This is a genomic window from Thauera aminoaromatica, from assembly GCF_000021765.1.
GTDB lineage: Bacteria > Pseudomonadota > Gammaproteobacteria > Burkholderiales > Rhodocyclaceae > Thauera > Thauera aminoaromatica.
On the sequence record NC_011662.2, the window covers coordinates 380378 to 396377 of the forward strand.

At 64.4% G+C, this 16000-nt stretch carries 14 protein-coding genes and 2 pseudogenes; 11 read left to right on the top strand and 5 right to left on the bottom strand.

Translation table 11 applies throughout. The features are described 5' to 3' along the window. Nucleotides 1-278: 278 nt before the first annotated feature. A pseudogene (locus tag TMZ1T_RS20980) lies at nt 279-753 on the top strand (IS1634 family transposase); the annotation flags it as partial. A 357-nt stretch (nt 754-1110) separates the two neighbouring features. Continuing rightward, entirely contained in the window at nt 1111-1344 is a 234-nt protein-coding gene (locus tag TMZ1T_RS01580; protein ID WP_012584385.1) for a S24/S26 family peptidase, read from the top strand. A gap of 133 nt (nt 1345-1477) precedes the next feature. Here TMZ1T_RS01580 and TMZ1T_RS01585 read toward each other — a convergent pair whose 3' ends face one another. From TMZ1T_RS01585 to TMZ1T_RS01595, 4 genes and pseudogenes are all read right to left on the bottom strand, one after another. Continuing rightward, the gene (locus TMZ1T_RS01585) at nt 1478-2515 is read right to left on the bottom strand and encodes an IS5-like element ISAzo41 family transposase (RefSeq protein WP_012584386.1); all 1038 of its coding nucleotides are present in this window, start codon (nt 2513-2515) and stop codon (nt 1478-1480) included. Between the two features lie 18 nt (nt 2516-2533). Then, nucleotides 2534-4273 (bottom strand): sigma-70 family RNA polymerase sigma factor, encoded by a 1740-nt coding sequence (locus TMZ1T_RS20200; RefSeq protein ID WP_187283018.1) that lies wholly within the window; start codon nt 4271-4273, stop codon nt 2534-2536. Between the two features lie 226 nt (nt 4274-4499). Beyond that, a pseudogene (locus TMZ1T_RS21475) lies at nt 4500-4739 on the bottom strand (IS5/IS1182 family transposase); the annotation flags it as partial. A gap of 169 nt (nt 4740-4908) precedes the next feature. Beyond that, nucleotides 4909-5181, bottom strand: coding sequence for a helix-turn-helix domain-containing protein (locus TMZ1T_RS01595; protein WP_049766889.1), 273 nt, complete (start codon nt 5179-5181; stop codon nt 4909-4911). On the opposite strand from TMZ1T_RS01595, the gene TMZ1T_RS01600 reads away from it, so the two are divergent. The 4 genes from TMZ1T_RS01600 to TMZ1T_RS01610 all read left to right on the top strand — a co-directional run bounded on the left by TMZ1T_RS01600 (nt 5180) and on the right by TMZ1T_RS01610 (nt 9870). Beyond that, a complete protein-coding gene (locus TMZ1T_RS01600) occupies nt 5180-5767 on the top strand; it encodes a hypothetical protein (protein WP_041589595.1) in 588 nt (195 codons plus the stop codon). The two genes, TMZ1T_RS01595 and TMZ1T_RS01600, sit on opposite strands and share 2 nt — an antisense overlap. 15 nt (nt 5768-5782) lie before the next feature. Next, nucleotides 5783-8128, top strand: coding sequence for an AAA family ATPase (locus TMZ1T_RS20205; RefSeq protein WP_012584390.1), 2346 nt, complete (start codon nt 5783-5785; stop codon nt 8126-8128). Then, nucleotides 8125-8280: a hypothetical protein gene (locus TMZ1T_RS21265; protein WP_012584391.1), complete on the top strand. Its 156-nt coding sequence runs from the start codon at nt 8125-8127 to the stop codon at nt 8278-8280. The genes TMZ1T_RS20205 and TMZ1T_RS21265 overlap by 4 nt, the downstream gene beginning before the upstream one ends. A 75-nt stretch (nt 8281-8355) precedes the next feature. After that, a complete protein-coding gene (locus TMZ1T_RS01610; RefSeq protein ID WP_012584392.1) occupies nt 8356-9870 on the top strand; it encodes an NYN domain-containing protein in 1515 nt (504 codons plus the stop codon). A 183-nt stretch (nt 9871-10053) separates the two neighbouring features. Here the strand turns inward: TMZ1T_RS01610 and TMZ1T_RS01615 are convergent, their stop codons facing one another. Then, on the bottom strand, nt 10054-10752 hold the full coding sequence (locus tag TMZ1T_RS01615) for an NUDIX hydrolase (protein ID WP_222702381.1): 699 nt from the start codon (nt 10750-10752) through the stop codon (nt 10054-10056). Nucleotides 10753-10927: 175 nt separating this feature from the next. On the opposite strand from TMZ1T_RS01615, the gene TMZ1T_RS01620 reads away from it, so the two are divergent. From TMZ1T_RS01620 to TMZ1T_RS01640, 5 genes are all read left to right on the top strand, one after another. Continuing rightward, the gene (locus TMZ1T_RS01620) at nt 10928-11953 is read left to right on the top strand and encodes an SPFH domain-containing protein (protein ID WP_012584394.1); all 1026 of its coding nucleotides are present in this window, start codon (nt 10928-10930) and stop codon (nt 11951-11953) included. A gap of 16 nt (nt 11954-11969) precedes the next feature. Continuing rightward, nucleotides 11970-12452 carry a beta/alpha barrel domain-containing protein gene (locus TMZ1T_RS01625; protein ID WP_187283019.1) on the top strand — a complete coding sequence of 161 codons (483 nt, stop codon included), beginning with the start codon at nt 11970-11972 and terminating at the stop codon, nt 12450-12452. 30 nt (nt 12453-12482) lie between these two features. Then, complete coding sequence (locus TMZ1T_RS01630) at nt 12483-14183, top strand: IS1634 family transposase (protein ID WP_012584395.1); 1701 nt, start codon at nt 12483-12485, stop codon at nt 14181-14183. 116 nt (nt 14184-14299) lie between these two features. After that, on the top strand, nt 14300-14839 hold the full coding sequence (locus TMZ1T_RS01635) for a diacylglycerol kinase catalytic domain-containing protein (protein WP_049766891.1): 540 nt from the start codon (nt 14300-14302) through the stop codon (nt 14837-14839). 382 nt (nt 14840-15221) lie between these two features. After that, nucleotides 15222-15848 carry an HAD family hydrolase gene (locus tag TMZ1T_RS01640; protein WP_012584396.1) on the top strand — a complete coding sequence of 209 codons (627 nt, stop codon included), beginning with the start codon at nt 15222-15224 and terminating at the stop codon, nt 15846-15848. Nucleotides 15849-16000: the final 152 nt, after the last annotated feature.

A 16000-nucleotide genomic window follows, 5' to 3' on the forward strand; every position in this document is an offset into this window, starting at 1 on the left:
GTCGGCTCTGGCCGACAACCAGAAGTTCGCACCACCCTCGCCTCGCCCGCTGAACTCGAGAAATCGTCAAAGCACTTGAGTTTTCCTCAAAACTTGCAGCTTTTGTGGCGCTCGAGTCGAAAAGCGTGAAACCTTAGCGTGCCTCGGAGCCGTCCTCCGGCGTGAGCTCAAACGACTCCCGCCCCACGTCTTCAACACGGTCCAGCACGTGTGGCGGTCAGTGACACCCAGTCGGTAGCAGCCCCGAGTGCGTCAGCACCTGATGGATGAGAACCCCCCTGTTGCCCACGCTCAACAAGAGGTGCTCGAGCGCTTCCTATCGGCGCAGCGCCTGATGCTGGACGCCGACCGCTGGCTGCTCAGCCTGGACACACCTCGAGGCGTTGAAGGCCGTGCGCCTAGCCAGCGACAAGCCGCTCGAATTCATCGACGCGGCGCCGGGCCGGGGCTACAGCGAGTTCGTCGAGTTGCTCTAACCCTTCCACGACCAACGACACCACCGCCCACGCAGGAAGTGATCGCGGAGCACCCCTGGAGCGCGCCGCGGTTGGTGGTCGCGCACGATCCAATGGCTTCGGCCACCAAGGCGGATCAGCGCAATGCGCGTCTCGATGAGCTGATCCGCCAGGCAAACCAATGGTCGGGCTAGCTCACCGAGCAGGGCGAAGGTGTGAATCTCCGCGGGCGCGGTACTCGGACAGCGGCGCCAACGCGCGCTTCTACCACGCGGTCAGCGAAGTTCGACGACTGCGCGCTTGAAATCGATCGAATGGCGGCGGTATGGCCCGCGCAGGCCGCGATGCCGGCGTTGGTCCAAATTTGTGTCCATGAATGCAATTGTGGGCACAAATTTGGGTGCCCCCTCCTTGGGGCGATCGTCAGCGACAGCTATCCCGGGGGGAAGACGGCAGTGGGCGGACGCTTACGAAACACGCGCGCCGATGAGGCATCGATAGATGACCGACACGGGGCGTCCGTCACGCACCTTTGACCGATTGCAGTACAGCTCCCGCTTACACCACCTCCTGGAGCGACCTACCGATCGCCCTGGCCATCTGAAGCTGCTGGCCCGGAAGACGTGCCTACACTGGCACCCGAGAACAAGAAAGAATGATGTTCGTGAGTCCCTCCCCTATCAACGAAGAGTTCCTCTTGGCAGCGCTCGACTCTCCGGCGATATTCATCCCGACCGGGCCGACGCCTGTTTCCGCAGGTTTTCCATCACCCGCAGAGGACTACGCGCAGAAGCGTCTGGACATCAAGGAGTACCTCGTCCGCAATCCGATCTCGACCTTTTTCTTCACCGTCAAAGGGGCACCTCGAATAACCCGAGGTTTTCAGTAAATCCTGCCGTGCAACGATGATCACGACGGAATTCCGCTCGACTTCCTCGGCACCACGCTGCCTCACCCGGCGGCGCGTCCCCGTTTTTGCTCCGAATCGCCTCGGGCAGCGGCGATTCGGCCCATTTCGGGCGTCAGAAGGCCACGATTCCGGCCTTCTGGAAATACGTCAGCCGCTTCAGGTTGTAGCAGGCTGCCATCATCGTCATCGCGAAGCTCGCCCGCGCCTGGCCGATGGTTCGGATCAACTTGCCGCCCATTTGCGCGATGGCCGCGAACGGGTGTTCCACCCGCGCTCGCGTCCGCGCGATGCGCGTGTTCCGCCGCTGCTGGCATTCGGACAGCGGCTTGTTGCGTTGTCCCTTGCGCTGGATTTGATTCCGAAAGCCGTTCGCCTTCAACCAGGCCGCCCGCTCCTCGGACGGATAGCCGCGATCGGCATAGACGTCGCGGCTCGTGTTGCTCGTGTCGAAGACGTTGTCGAAGTGCTGGCTGTCGTGCGTGCTGGCCGTGTCGGTCTCGAGCGTGCGGATGAATTTGTACTTCTTGTCGACGTTGATCGACAGCTTGTAGCCGAAGTGGCTCTTGCCGTGTTTCTTCGTCCAGGTGGCGTCGGTGTCCTTCTGCCGGCGCTTGGCCGGCTTCCAGTCGGCAGGCATCGCGCCTTGGTCGATCAGCGCCTTCTCCCCTCGGCTGTTGTGCTGCTTGGGGGCAGGCACCAAGGTGGCGTCGATGATCTGCCCGCCACGCGCGATGAAGCCCCGTTTGAGCAGCTGCGCCGAGACGCCCTCGAAGAGCGCCTTCGCGCCAAGCTCACCGATCCGGTTCTCGAAGGTCCACACCGTGGTGCGGTCCGGAATATTGGCTGCGTTCGCGAGCCCGCAGAAGCGTTTGTAGCTCATGCGGTCGAGCAGCTGGTACTCCATCTGCTCGTCCGACAGGTTGTACAGGCGCTTGAGCACCAGGATCCGAACCATCGTCTCCGTCGGGTAAGGCGGACGGCCGCCTTGCGCGCTGACCGTGCGCGGTGCGACCCGATCGACCTCGGCGGCCAGCGCCGCAAAGTCGATGTGCGACTCGATGTCGATCAGCGGGTCGCCCAGCGAATCGATCTTCTTGCGGTGATGCTCGTCGGCGAACAGGTCGGTCTTGATGGCGCTACGCGGTTTCATCGGTGCAGGCTGCGGGGTTCAGGACGTCGTAATTTTACCAAGGGCGGGCGAGGCGGAGGTTTTTCGAGGCGCCCGTCCCTCGAGTTCGCGAAGGACGCGCGACACCTTGTTGATTGATTCGACCATATGGACGGGAACCCGGACAAGGCGTTGCTGATCGGCAATGCCGCGCGTGATGGCCTGCCTGATCCACCAGGTTGCGTAAGTCGAAAACTTGAAGCCGCGACGATAGTCGAATTTCTCGACCGCCTTCATGAGGCCCAAGTTGCCTTCCTGGATCAGATCGAGGAACGGGAAGCCCGTATGTGTGTACTTCTTTGCAATCGAAATGACCAGTCTAAGGTTCGACTTGATCATTCGATTTCTGTGATCCAGAGCGGAATTCAGGGCGACAGCGACCGCGGCTCCGATGTCCCGATGATCGGGCGAAGCGAGGAGCGTGTTGCACACTGCTTCCAGGAAATCGAAGTTCAGTCCAAGGGCATTCAGTAGGGAGACAATCCGCCCCTGAGCGGCGACAGGGACTTCGGTACTGGCGGGAAGCGAGTACACAAGCCTGCGCAAATCGGCCAGTGCTGCACCGAGTTCTGGCTGGAGTTGCATCTGCTGGCGACCTGCATCGTCGGATGCTTGATCCTGTTCGTCATCCTGCATGGTGGATGACAGTCCAAAGGCGGATTCGTGCGGTTCGTCCTCTGGATTGCCTGCGGCCCGATCAAACATTGATCCGGCATCTGCCTCCCCGCGGCAGACCGCATCTCCAGCGTCGATAATCTGGTCGAGTGCTGCCTTGCATGAGGCAATTGTACGTATCGCTTGCGATACTCCCTCCTCCATCGCGCGTGCGATGAAGGCTTCATCCTCACGTGTGAGTGCCTGATGGGGCCCCACCTCCCGGATATACAGTTTCAACGGATCGTTGTCGCCAGAACAGATGTCGCGGAGATACTCGAGGGCATCCTCACAAGCGTCCTCCGACTCGGCAGCGCCGTGTTCATCAAGACCAAAGGAAGGCGAAACGTCCTCAATGTGGAGCCCCAGGTCGCCAATCAGCCGCTCGATACGCTCCTCAAGGTCGGCCTCATGTGATTCTGTTGCATCGGCGCACGCTTCGACGATATCCGAGCGGTTCACGAACCCGACTGACAGGCCCTGCATGAGCAGAAGGCGGAGACGTGCGAGATCCTCGTCATCAAAACGCCTTCCTCCCGCGGGGCCAGTGCGGACCTCGGGAAGATCGATTTCGATATCTGACCAGTCCTCGTCGGTGCTCGTTGGTGCATGCGAGGAGATCGCCTGCTGAATGGTCCTTGCTGAACTTGTGCGTCGAGTGTCATCGGGTGGTGTGAGCGACTCTTCTTCCGCCTCCCAGCCATTTGGACTGAATTCATCCTCTGTCGTCGCGCCCGACTCGGGTGATGAGCCAGCTGCGGAAACCGGCCTGCCCGTAGGTGGAGGGCATACCGCGGAACCGTCCGCGGTTTCGACTCGGAACTGCATTAGAACTTCCACAACTCCGGTCTTCCCTGCTGCCAAGGCAAGACCGACGGCATCTCGCCCTTCGTGATCGGTGAGAAGCGGGTCTGCTCCCGCGTCGAGAAGCAGTTTGCAGACGTCGGCGTGCCCCCGGACTGCGGCAAGCATGAGCGGCGTTCGACCGTTCTCCTCGACGGCATCCAGATCGTCACCGCGGCGGATGTGCAGTCTGATGGCTGTCTGCACGCCAGCTACAGCTGCCATTTTCAGAAGCGGATTCAAGGGCTTCTTCCGGAATGGGGCCGGATCGTTCAAAGCGGCGTTCCTCGCGGGGGGTGTTGCCTGGGGCGGTTTCCGTCCCTTAGGTGGATGCGCCCTGGATCAGGCAGCGAGCATGGGAAGGATCACCAACGTCATGTGACAAAGTGTATCGGCAAAGGTGTTTGTCCGGCCAGTCTTTACATTTGGCTGAATGTGCTGCATGCCACGCCCGCACTGTGCTTGGCAGGCGCTTGGGCGTCTCATCTGCATAGCCCGTGCCACCGAACTCCGCCCGGTCGTCTTCTCGGATCAGGTGCGGCAACTGGCTGATGGCGGACGTGTAGGCGGGCATCACCGGCACCGCATGTGGCAAGCCGGGCCTGATGTCCGCATCGACGCGGATCTTCATGCCGAAGTGGCGCTGCATGCATTTCCTGATCTGGTGAATTTCGGGGGCGCGTTGCGTGGCCTGATTCTTCCTCGAGGGGCGCCGCAAGCCGGATGATCGCATGCCCTCCGCTCATCGGGCTGGGTGGTGATCCCGGAGGAGCTGACCGGAATCGCCTCGGGATCGTCCACGACGTGGAGCTGCTGGCCACTTCGACTGCCAAGCGCCTGCCCTTCTGCATCCGACGAGGCAACAGTTGCGGATGCCCTCACGCAGCCGGATTGACGATCTCGGCATCCCGTGGTGGCACCTGGAGCAGGTCCGGCGCAGTGACCTCGAGAGCGACGGCCAGTCGGGCGATGTTGTCGAGCGAGATGTTGCGGGCAGCCCGCTCCACGTGGGCCACGAAGGTGCGGTGCAGTCCCGATTCGAAGGCCAGGACTTCTTGGGACCAGCCACGGGCCGAGCGCAGGCGGCGCACGTTCGCGGCGAGCGCGCGCCTCAACGCCAAGCAGTACGGCGCGGCCTTGTCCTGATCCATGGCTGGCATGGTCGGGCTCTGCAGCTTTTGCGTCAGCCGCTTTTACGTCACAATCCGGACGGCGACGCTCGATGCAGTTGTCGTGCGCCGATTCACTTTCCATGACAGAGGAACCGACACCATGAAGTGCGCCCATCACCCCGCCCACGATGCCGTCGGCGTCTGCGCCGACTGCGGCCTCGCCCTGTGCCCCGACTGCCGGGCAAGTGACGAGCGACTTCTCTGTGGGCGCTGCCTTGTCCAACATAACCAGCGCGTGATCCGGCATTTCAGCCTGCGCCTGGCCGGGAGCCTCGCGCTCTTTTTTACGGCCCTCTCGTTGGTCATCAATGCCCAGCTTGGTGTCCTCGAGAAGCTTGCGATTTGCCTCATGGCGGCCTTTTTCCCATTCGGCTGGAGCGCGCTGTCAAAGGTGTTCTCTCCGGGTGACCAATACCCCTTCGGGCTGATGCGGTGGGTTGCGCTCGCGTCGCATGCCGGGGCGTCCGCGGCGCTGGGGTGGGTCGTGGGACCCTTTCAGCTCTACAAGGGAGTGCGGGAGATCCTGAAGGCGAGGCGGGCCAACGTGAGTGTGCAGCAGCCGTAGCGCGGAGGTTGACGGATGAATGCCCGGAATGCCGCGGCAGCGGCCGAAACTGCCCGACGACCTGTCGACAGCGGCGTCCCTGATCGTGTGGAGCGACTCATTGTCCATCTCGACGCAGAGCACGCCCGACGTGACCGCGCACTCGATGCTGCATTTGCGTCGATCGGTCCCGAGCTGCGTGCGATCGAACAGGAACTCAGGGCGACGCTACGCTGGGGCGCGCTGTACCCGGGCCTGACAGCCTTGCGTCGGAAACTGGGTCTCGCGCCGCTCGAGCTCCCCGCATTCCTCATCCTCGGATGTGCGCTCGTCCTATGGATCCTGGCATGGGAAATGATCGGCAGCATGCTGTCGGGGCTTGTCGTTGCCGTCGCCGCGACCCTCGGCGGCATGGTTGCCCTGCGCAGGTATCGGCTGACGGGCGTGCAGGACCGGCTCGAGACGAAGCTGATGCGCTTCGCGGGGCGTGACGACAGCCAGGCGTTTCCCTACCGGTTCGAGTTGCTGTTCGACTACCCCGATGCGGCGCCGGAACTGGGCGAGATGAGTTTTTCGAACATCGACGAGCCGTTGCCCGGAGGCTGCGCCATCCTCCTCTGTGACACGCTGGCGGACAGTATCGCCTGGATTACACGGGGCACAGTCGGCTGGCGGATTCAGGTCGAGGGCAGTGCGCCGCTCGTCCCGGCCGGCATGCCGGTCGATGCCCGCTTCGATGCCTTGGTCGCCCGTTTCGACGCGCTGCGCGAAAGGATCCTCGAGCGCAATGAGGCCCGACAGGCGCTCGAGTCGGGGTGCTTGCGCCGCGACGCGCTTGCCGCCCGTTGGGCAGACATTGCGCTGCCCGCAGATGTCAGGGAGACGCTGCTCGCAGGGCTCGTGCACTTCGCCTACGGCGACGCTGCAGCCCCTCGCGGAATCCTCCTGAAGGGGCCACCGGGTACGGGCAAGTCGCTGGTGGCGCAGGCGTTCGGTGACTGCGTCGAAGCCACGTTCTTCAAGTGCTCGGTGGCCGAGCTCAAGGGGAGGCACATAGGCGAATCGGCCGGTAACGTGAGAGAGCTGTGGGCGCGGGCGCGCGAGGCGGCGCCGGCGATTGTCTTCATCGACGAGTGCGAGGGCGCCTTTCCCGCGCGCGGCTCCGATCAGGCGGACACCTTCACCAACGAGGTGGTACAGACCTTTCTCACCGAGTGGGACGGCATCGGCGGCGAGCATCGCGTGCTTGTGATCGGCGCGACCAATCGTTCCGAACTTCTCGACGACGCCATCGTGAGCCGCTTCACCGACGTGGTGGAGCTGCTGCCCCCGCAGGGTGAGACGCGGCGCGAGCTGGTGCTTGCGGTGGCGCGGGTCGTAGGCATCGCGTCGCCGCCGTCAGATGAGGCGATCGCCCTGTTTTCGGGCATGAGCGGGCGGGAGGTGAGGAATGCACTCCGCCAAGCGATGCGTCTTGCTGCGCCCGCCGAGCCGGCGGTGGAGCACTTCCGGGAGGCGGTGGCGAAGATGCGGGGCAAGACTTCCACGCGCACCGACGAGAACGCCTGCTGGGAGCGTCTCGTCCTGCCTGAACCGGTCAAGCGCGAGTTCGAGGTGATGACGGAGATGGTGCGGGAGTCCGGGGCGCTGCAGCAGAAGGGTATCCCGGTTCCGCGCGCTCTCCTGCTCTACGGCCCGCCGGGAACGGGCAAGACGCAGATCGCGCGCACTCTCGCCAAGGAGGCGGGCGTGGCCTTCATCGCCCGCTCGACGGCAGAGCTCAAGGGCCAGTATCTGGGTCAGGCGGCAAGCCGCATCGCGCAAAGCTTCGAGAGTGCCCGTGCGAACTCGCCCGCGATCCTTTTCATCGACGAGCTCGACGCGCTTACCGCGGCCCGCGGCAGCGAGGCGGGCGATGCGCTCCAGGCCGAGGCGCTCACCCAACTCCTGCAGGAGATGGACGGCGTTCGCGCGTGCTCCGGCCTTGTCTTCGTGGTGGCGGCGACGAACCGGCTCGACGTGATCGACGCAGCGGTGCGTTCGCGATTCGCGAAGCAGATCGAGATCGGCATTCCCGACGAGGCCGGGCGTGCCGAATTGCTGCGCGTGCTCCTTACTGGCCGTCCCGTGGCAGAGGAGCTGGATGTCGCTACGCTGGCCTCCCGCACTGAAGGGTATTCCGGGCGGGACCTCGGCGAACTGGTGGCGACCGCCTTTCAGCGGGCGGTGAGCCGCACCCTTGACGCGGGAGGCGCTGCGGCTGACACGGTGCTGCTGGCAGACGACTTCGGAGTCGCGCCTTGCGGCGTCGAGCGGTCGGGGCTTTGTCGATCGGTGGGTGCCAGGCAACCGGCATTTGCAGCGACGGGAGGTGATGAATGAACGCGGTTGGGCTGGATCGGAACAGCCTTAGAGCGCCGGGTCAGGTTGTCGGGCTGCTGACCGCGGTTGCTGCGATGCTGTTCGGGTTGATGGCGCTTGCCGTGCAGTCACGCTTCGCCGCGTCGGAGCTCGTCCTGACCGCCTCGGGGTAGGTGCATCGTTCGTGACGCTCGTGCAACATGCATTTTTGATATGCTCGCCGATCCATCCAGGCCGAGGGGATAGGGTTGAAAAGCGCACTCTTCGTTGATTTCGATAATGTCTATTCCGGACTGCGCAAGCTCGATCCGGCAATGGCCGACCAGTTTGCGCAGAAGCCGCAGCGCTGGATGCAGTGGCTGGTGGCGTCCCTGGGTCTTCCCGAGCACTCCCCCGAAAGTGCCCGGCGTCGCGTTCTGGTGCGGCGCTGCTACCTCAATCCGCAGGTTTATCAGCGATTTCGCCCCTCGTTCAACCTCGCGGGCTTCGAGATCATCGACTGCCCGTCGCTCACGAGCGAGGGCAAGACGAGCACCGACATCCACATGGTGCTCGACATCATCGATCTGCTGCAGCACGAAGCGCATTACGACGAATTCATCGTGTTCTCGGCGGACGCGGACTTCACGCCCGTCCTGCGCAAGCTTCGTCGCTGGGACCGGCGCACCACCGTCCTTGCGATCGGATTCCCGTCGGCGGCCTACCGGGCTTCCGCCGACCTGCTGATCGATCAGGATCTCTTCGTCCGCGATGCGCTTGGGTTCCGGGAAGAGGAATCCGGAGCGTCGGAGCCGGCGCCGGTGGCCGCACCAGCCCTTGCGACGGCGGACATCGTGCGCGCTGCGCGCGAGCTCATTCGGCGCAAAGTTGAGGAGTCCGTCGGGCCGGTTTCCCTTTCCCATCTCGCCTCGACCATTCTCAGGGACGTCGAAGGTGTTGACGCGACCAGTTGGGCGGGCTTCGGGAGCTTTCGGCAGCTTGTCGATGAGGCCCGTTTCGCGCCGCTGGTGGTGAGCTGGGAAGGCGGTGGGGTCATCTTCGATCCGGCCCGTCACGCGAAACCCGAGCCCGCAGCCAGGAAGGTGAAGGTCGAGGACGAAGTGAACGACGTGACCCGGCTCATCCGGACGGAGGTGGAGGCGTCAGCGCAACCGGTGCCATGCGCACGCATCGCCCAGCTCATCACGTCCAGGCATGGCGCAATCGCCAAGGACTGGAACGGCCTGGGATCCTTCCGCAAGATGGTGGAAGGCCTCAACCTTGCGCCGATCAAGGTGGATTGGGCGGGTGCCGGAGGGCGCATGTACGATCCTGCACGACATCGCCTGACCGCGCCCAATGGGGCAAAGACGAACGGCAGCGCCATGCCGGACTGGGGCAAGGATGCCGATCTCCTGCCGATCGCATCCCAGATCCATGATGTGACCAACGCTCCGCTGTGGTCTCCGGCCGACTACCAGAACCTGTTCCGAATGCTCGCCGAGGACTTGGCGGCGCAGCCGTTCGACCTCGCCGAGACGGGCAAGCGCGTGCGCGACAGGATCCGGGCGCAAGGGCGACCCATCAATCGCCAGAACGTGAACTGGATCCTGCAGGGTTTGCTGTTCCGCGGGCACGTGTTCGGGAGGGGCGAGGATGACTCCACGACGCTGGCGCGCAAGTGCGCCGACAACATCAAGTCCCTGTGCCTGCGCGAGCAGATGGTGATCGACTCGGTGGTGGATGCGGCGATCATGCGGTGGATTGTCGGCGGCAGCGACTGAAGGGGATTGGCCACACGCTGTCACGGGGCATGGCGTCGGAGAAACGGGTTTGCCAAGCGACGGGACGTGATGGTTGCCTGGCGGGCTGGGGCTTTGGATTGTGCAATCCACAAGTGCCGACAAGCCCGGCCATGCGGATGGATCCGTTCCCCACGCTGACGCGATAACACCCGTGCCACCGCACTAATCCGCGGCCGACGCGACGGAATGCGGTTCAAGCGCCCGCGGAAAGTAATGCAACCCCTGGCCCGCCCTGCGTCGGTACAGCCGTGCTGGTCGTCGACTCGTCTCCCTCATCGCATCGAGTTCCTCGACGAGTCCCGCCGCGAGAATGCGCGTGCGAAACGCCTTTTTCTCCAATGGTCGGCCCAGCACCGCCTGGAAGACCTGCTGCAGCTCGCTCAGCGTGAAGGTCGGCGGCAAGAGATAGATCGGCAGTGAGGTGTATTCCGCCTTGCCGCGCAGCCGGGCGATTCCGGCCGCGAGCAGGCGATCGTGGTCGAAGGCGAGAGGTGGCGCGACCGGGTTCGAGCCACCGCCATGGACCGGGAACCATGCCACGTCAGAGACGTTGCCGCCCCGAGTCGGGTGAAGGGATGCGGCGGGCAACAGGGCGAGATAGACGTGGGTGGTCGACCACCCGCGCGGATCCCGGCTCGCGTCCCCCCAACTGCCAATCTGTTCCAGATAGGGCGCATCCACCCCCGTCTTCTCCTTGAGCTTGCGCCGCGCGCAGTCTTCGAGGCTGAGATCCCGTGCCGTGTCCACGATGCCGCCGGGCAGCGCCCACTGCCCCGGAAAGGGCTCGTCAGGGGCACTGTCGCGCTGGACGAGCAGGACCTGCAGCGCATCGTCGAGCAAGGTGAGGATGATCACATCCACCGTGCTCAGGGGGCGCGGGAAGGGCGTGGATTCCGCGGGCGAGAGGGGCTTTCGGGGCACGGCGAACACTCCGGTAGGCGGTTGAAGTTATTTTAGCGCTTGACAGGTGGTCCTGTGCCACTTAAATTAGTGGCACAGAGACACCTAATTCGCAGAGCGCGGAAAGGAGGGCATCATGTTCGGAATCCGATTCATCAAGGCCGATCCCACGACCTACCTCATGCAGGTGCGCGGTGGCCAGATCGTGCGGGAGGGCGCGGGTCAATCCTTCTTCTACTACGCGCCGACGAGCTCGCTCGTGGCGGTGCCGGTCGGCAGCCAGGTGCTGCCCTTCATCTTCGAGCAGACCACGGCCGATTTTCAGAGCGTGACGGTGCAGGGCAGCCTCGCCTACCGCATCGCCGATCCCAAGAGGATCGCCGGGATGCTCAACTTCACCCTCGCCGCCGACGGGTGCGGTTATGCTGCCGAGGACCCCGAGAACTTGCGCACGCGAGTCGAAGGCGCGGTCGAGGTGCTGGTGCAGCAGGCCGTCAGTCGCCGCCCGTTGCGCACGTGCCTGCAGGGCGCCGAGGCGATCGCGGCGGAAGTGCAGGCGGCGCTCGCGGTGCGCGGCGACATCGTCGGGCTCGGCCTCGAGATTCTCTCCTGCTCGGTGACGGCGGTGCGGCCCAAGGCGGAGACGGCGCGGGCGCTCGAGGCCGAGGTGCGGGAAACGATCCTCAAGGCCGCCGATGACGCGATCTACGCGCGGCGCAACGCCGCCGTCGAGAACGAACGGGCGATCCGCGAGAGCGAGCTCGATACCGAGGTCGCGGTGGAACTCAAGCAGCGCACGATCCGCGAGACCCGCATGGCGGCGGAAGCGTCGATTCGCGAGAAGGAAGCCGAGTTGCAGGCGGCGGAGCTGGAGGCACGCATTGCGCTGGAGGGCCGGCGCCAGGAATTCGTCGGGCTCGAGGCCGAGAACACCCGCACGGCTGCCGAAGCGGAGGCCTTCCGCGTGGGGGCGGTGATGAAGGCGATTGGCAGTGCCGATCCGAAGATCGTTCAGGCGCTCGCCTCGACCGGCATGGCGCCGGCGCAGCTGATCGCGCTCGCCTTCGGCGGCATCGCCGAGAAGGCCGAGCGCATCGGCCAACTCAACATGTCCCCCGAACTGCTGCAGTCGCTTGTGGGCGCGGGCGGCCGCGGGCAGTGAGCGGGGAGCATCGGCCATGTCCGTCACGCTCGACCGCAAGATCGTCGTCGTCACGCGCAGGACGCGCCTCGAGGAACTGATCGCTCGCTTCAACTCGGCGGCCCAGGCGCGTTTTTACCTCGAGCACCTCGGCGCCGACTTCGCGGACTATCAGCGCGAATTCGACACCTACCGCGCTGCGCGCGACAGGGTCATGCAGGCGGTCGCCGAGTTCCCGCGCCGCCAGGTGATGGATCGCCAGTTCCTACCCAACTTCCTCTTCGGGCCCGACGATATCGTCGTGGCGCTTGGGCAGGACGGGTTGGTGGCGAACACGATGAAGTACCTCGCGGGCCAGCCGCTCGTGGGTGTCAATCCCGATCCGGGCCGCCCGAGTTCGACAGTTCACCCCGAATTTCGCCCCATTTCCGGAGGCGCCTCCAGCACCGGCGCGGGTTTGAGGGCCACGACCGCAAAAGCGCTGTGGTGGCACGTTTGTAACAGTCACCCTCAAACTTGACGCTGCTTTGTAGGCGGATAGAGTGGCGGCATGCACGTGAAGCTCACCACCTCCGGAGGTCGCCGCTACGTCCAACTCGTCGAGTCCTATCGCGACGAGGCCGGGCGAGTGAAGAAGCGCACCGTCGCCACGCTCGGGCGTGCCGAGCAGGTCGATGGTTCGCTTGACGCGGTGATCAACGGGCTGCTGAAGATCACCGGCCGCGAGCCGATGGGTGCGAAGCCGCCGGCGCCGACGGTGTCGTTCGAATCCGCGCGGGCACTCGGTGACGTGTGGGCGCTGACCGAGCTGTGGAACTCGCTGGGCTTCTCGGGGCTGCGTCGGGTGTTTAGCCGCACCCGCCACACCACGGACGTGGAGGCCCTGATTCGCCTGATGGTGCTCAACCGTCTGTGCGACCCCGAATCCAAGCTCGGCGTGCTGCGCTGGGTGCACACGGTGGCGCTGCCCGACTTCAGGCCGAAGGCGGTGACGCACCAGCAGTTGCTGCGCAGCCTCGATGCGCTCATGGATCACCAGGACGAGGTCGATGCGGTGGTCGCCGGGCTGCTGCGGCCACTGATCGATCAGGACTTGTCGGTGGTGTTCTACGACCTCACCACGATTCGCAGCGAAGGGCTCAGCCAGATGACGGGCGATGTGCGCCAGTTCGGCATGGCCAAGGAGGGGCTGATCGCCCGTCAGTTCATGCTCGGCGTGGTGCAGACCGCCGAAGGGCTGCCGATCTACCATGAGGTGTTCGATGGCAACGCGGCCGAAACCAGGACCTTGCTGCCCACGCTCACCAAAGTGCTCGAGCGCTTCCCTGCGGTGCAGCGCCTGGTGCTGGTCGCCGACCGGGGTCTGCTCAGCCTGGATAACCTCGAGGCCCTGAAGTCCGTGCGTCTGGCCAGCGGCAAGCCGCTCGAATTCATCGTCGCGGTGCCGGGTCGGCGTTACAACGAGTTCATCGACCTGCTCGAACCCTTCCACGAACAGCAATGCGTCGGCGCGACCCAGGAAGTCATCTCGGAGCGCGCCTGGAACGCGCTGCGGCTGGTGGTCGCGCACGATCCGCTCGCCGCCGCCGACAAGACGCAGCAGCGCAACGCGCGCATCGATGCGCTGTTGCGTCAGGCCGAGCAATGGACGGGCAAGCTCACCGACCAGGACGAAGGCGTCAAGTATCGCGGTCGCAAGCTCTCGGACAGCGGCGCGAAGGCGCGCTTCTACCATGTGGTGAGCGAAGCGCACCTGTCGCGCATCATCAAGGTGGATCTGGCCGAGGAGCTCTTCAGCTACGACATCGACGACAAGGCCCGGCGCCTGGCCGAGATGATGGACGGCAAGCTGCTGCTGGTCACCAACGCCGAGGGGCTCTCCGCGCAGAACGTGATTCAGCGCTACAAGTCGCTCGCCGACATCGAGCGCGGCTTCAAGGTGCTCAAGTCCGAGATCGAGATCGGCCCCGTGTATCACCGCCTGCCCGAGCGGATCCGCGCGCATGCGTCGATCTGCTTCATGGCGCTGATCCTGCATCGGGTCATGCGTCGCCGGCTCAAGGCCGCCGACGCGGGCTACACGCCCGAGCGGGCGCTCGAACAACTGCAGCGCATCCAGCATCACCGCGTGCGCCTGAACGGCGGCGAGCCGGTCGCCGGGGTGTCGACGATCAGCACGGAGCAGAACGAGGTGCTTCATGCCTTAGGAATAGGAAAACCGACGGCGCCGGAGCAGCTGGCGCTGTTGTAGTGGCATTTTTGAAAGTGCGCTCCAGCAGAAACAAGGACTTGCGAGCGTAACTGTCGAACTCGGGGGGCCGCTACGACGGACTCCTGCTGCCTTTTGCACCCGGTGACCTCGGCAGGGTGCTCAAGGAGGTCGCCGCCGATCGCCGCGCCGCGCGCGCGGTGACGATGGCCCGGGCGAGTCTGTCGGACGGGCAGGTGCTGCGGGCGGTGAACGATTTCTTCATCGGTCCGCGCAGCCACACCTCGGCGCGTTACGAGATCGGTCTCGGCGAGCGACGCGAAACGCACTCGTCCAGCGGGCTTATCGTGTCGACCGGGCTCGGTTCGACCGCATGGATGAAGAGCATTATCACCGGCGCGCGCGCCATCGCTGCCGGGCTCGGCGTGGATGTCGCGCCCGCGGTGGAGTACCGTCCGCTGCCGTGGGACACCGACCGGCTGCTCTTCGCCGTGCGTGAGCCCTTCCCGAGCATCGCGACGCAGGCCGGACTGGTGTTCGGCGCCATCGAAGCCGACCGGGAACTGAGCTTGCGCTCGCTGATGCCCGAAGAGGGCGTCATCTTCAGTGACGGTATCGAAGCCGACTACCTGCGCTTCACCTCCGGCCTCGAGGCGCGGATCGGTCTGGCGGAACATCGAGGGGCGTTGATCACGTGATTGCGGAGGGGTGAAGGGGATATGTCTTATGGGTGTTTTGCGACCTGCGTGGAAGGGAGGCTCTATGCGTCACGGTATTAGGCAAAGTGAGAAGAAATCGATGCGGGCAGTCCTGAGGATTCGCCCTGGCGGGCTGGTCATCATTCGGCCTCCACTGTTGCGGAGGCTCGGGGGCGATCCTACGAATGTGACCGTCGAGTTGGACGGGAACCGGCTGTATGTTGGGAGGCGCCCGTCACCGCAGGAAGCACGGGTGGCGCGCTTCAGATCGCGACTGGCCGAACGCCTCGGCAAGCTGAATCCCTGAATTCGGAAACTTGAACGAGGGCAGGGGCGGGGGGATCCTTATGCCCGACTCACGCCAATCATCCAGCGGAACACCATGAGACCGATCATTGCTCTGGACGCTGACGGCGTTCTCGTTGATTACCATCACGCCTATGCGGATGCTTGGGCCAAGGCCTTCGGTCGTCGGCCCGCATTGCGCGATCCGGCGGCGTACTGGCCGATGGATCGTTGGGACGTGCGGCGCTTGACTGGCGACGAGCTTGAGACCTTTCGAAAGTGCTTCGATGCCGAGTTCTGGTCGTCGATCCCTGCCATGGCGGGCGCGTTGGAAGCGTGCCGTGAGCTGGTGGAGGCTGGTTACGATCTCGTCTGCGTCACGGCCATGGAAATGCAGTTCGAAACGGCCCGGCTTCGCAACCTCCGCGGCCTGGGTTTCCCGATCGAGCGCGTGATCGCAACTGCGAATGCACAGTCGGCGGAGAGTCCCAAGGCGGCCGCCCTGCGCGAACTGCAGTCGGTGGCTTTCGTGGATGACTACCTGCCTTACATGCGGGGGATCCCGCCGCAGATTCATGCGGCTCTGGTGCTGCGGGAGCCGAACGGGTCACCAAATCGTGGTGCTGAGTTGGAGCAGGTGCATTCGACGCACAAGAATCTCGCGGCGTTTGCCGAATGGTGGTTGAGTGGAAGGCCGGCGGGCACCCCATTCTCGATGCCTTGAAACTGCTGCACGCGGAGACCGGAACGCAATAATCCCCCATCGAGTTGGTCGCCTTCTTGTGCCGGGACCGTACAGGACCGTCCTCGTTCGTTCATCCACAGATTTCGTGGATAACGTGGAGATCCCTGCGAGAGCTTCCTGTGTCTCAGTGC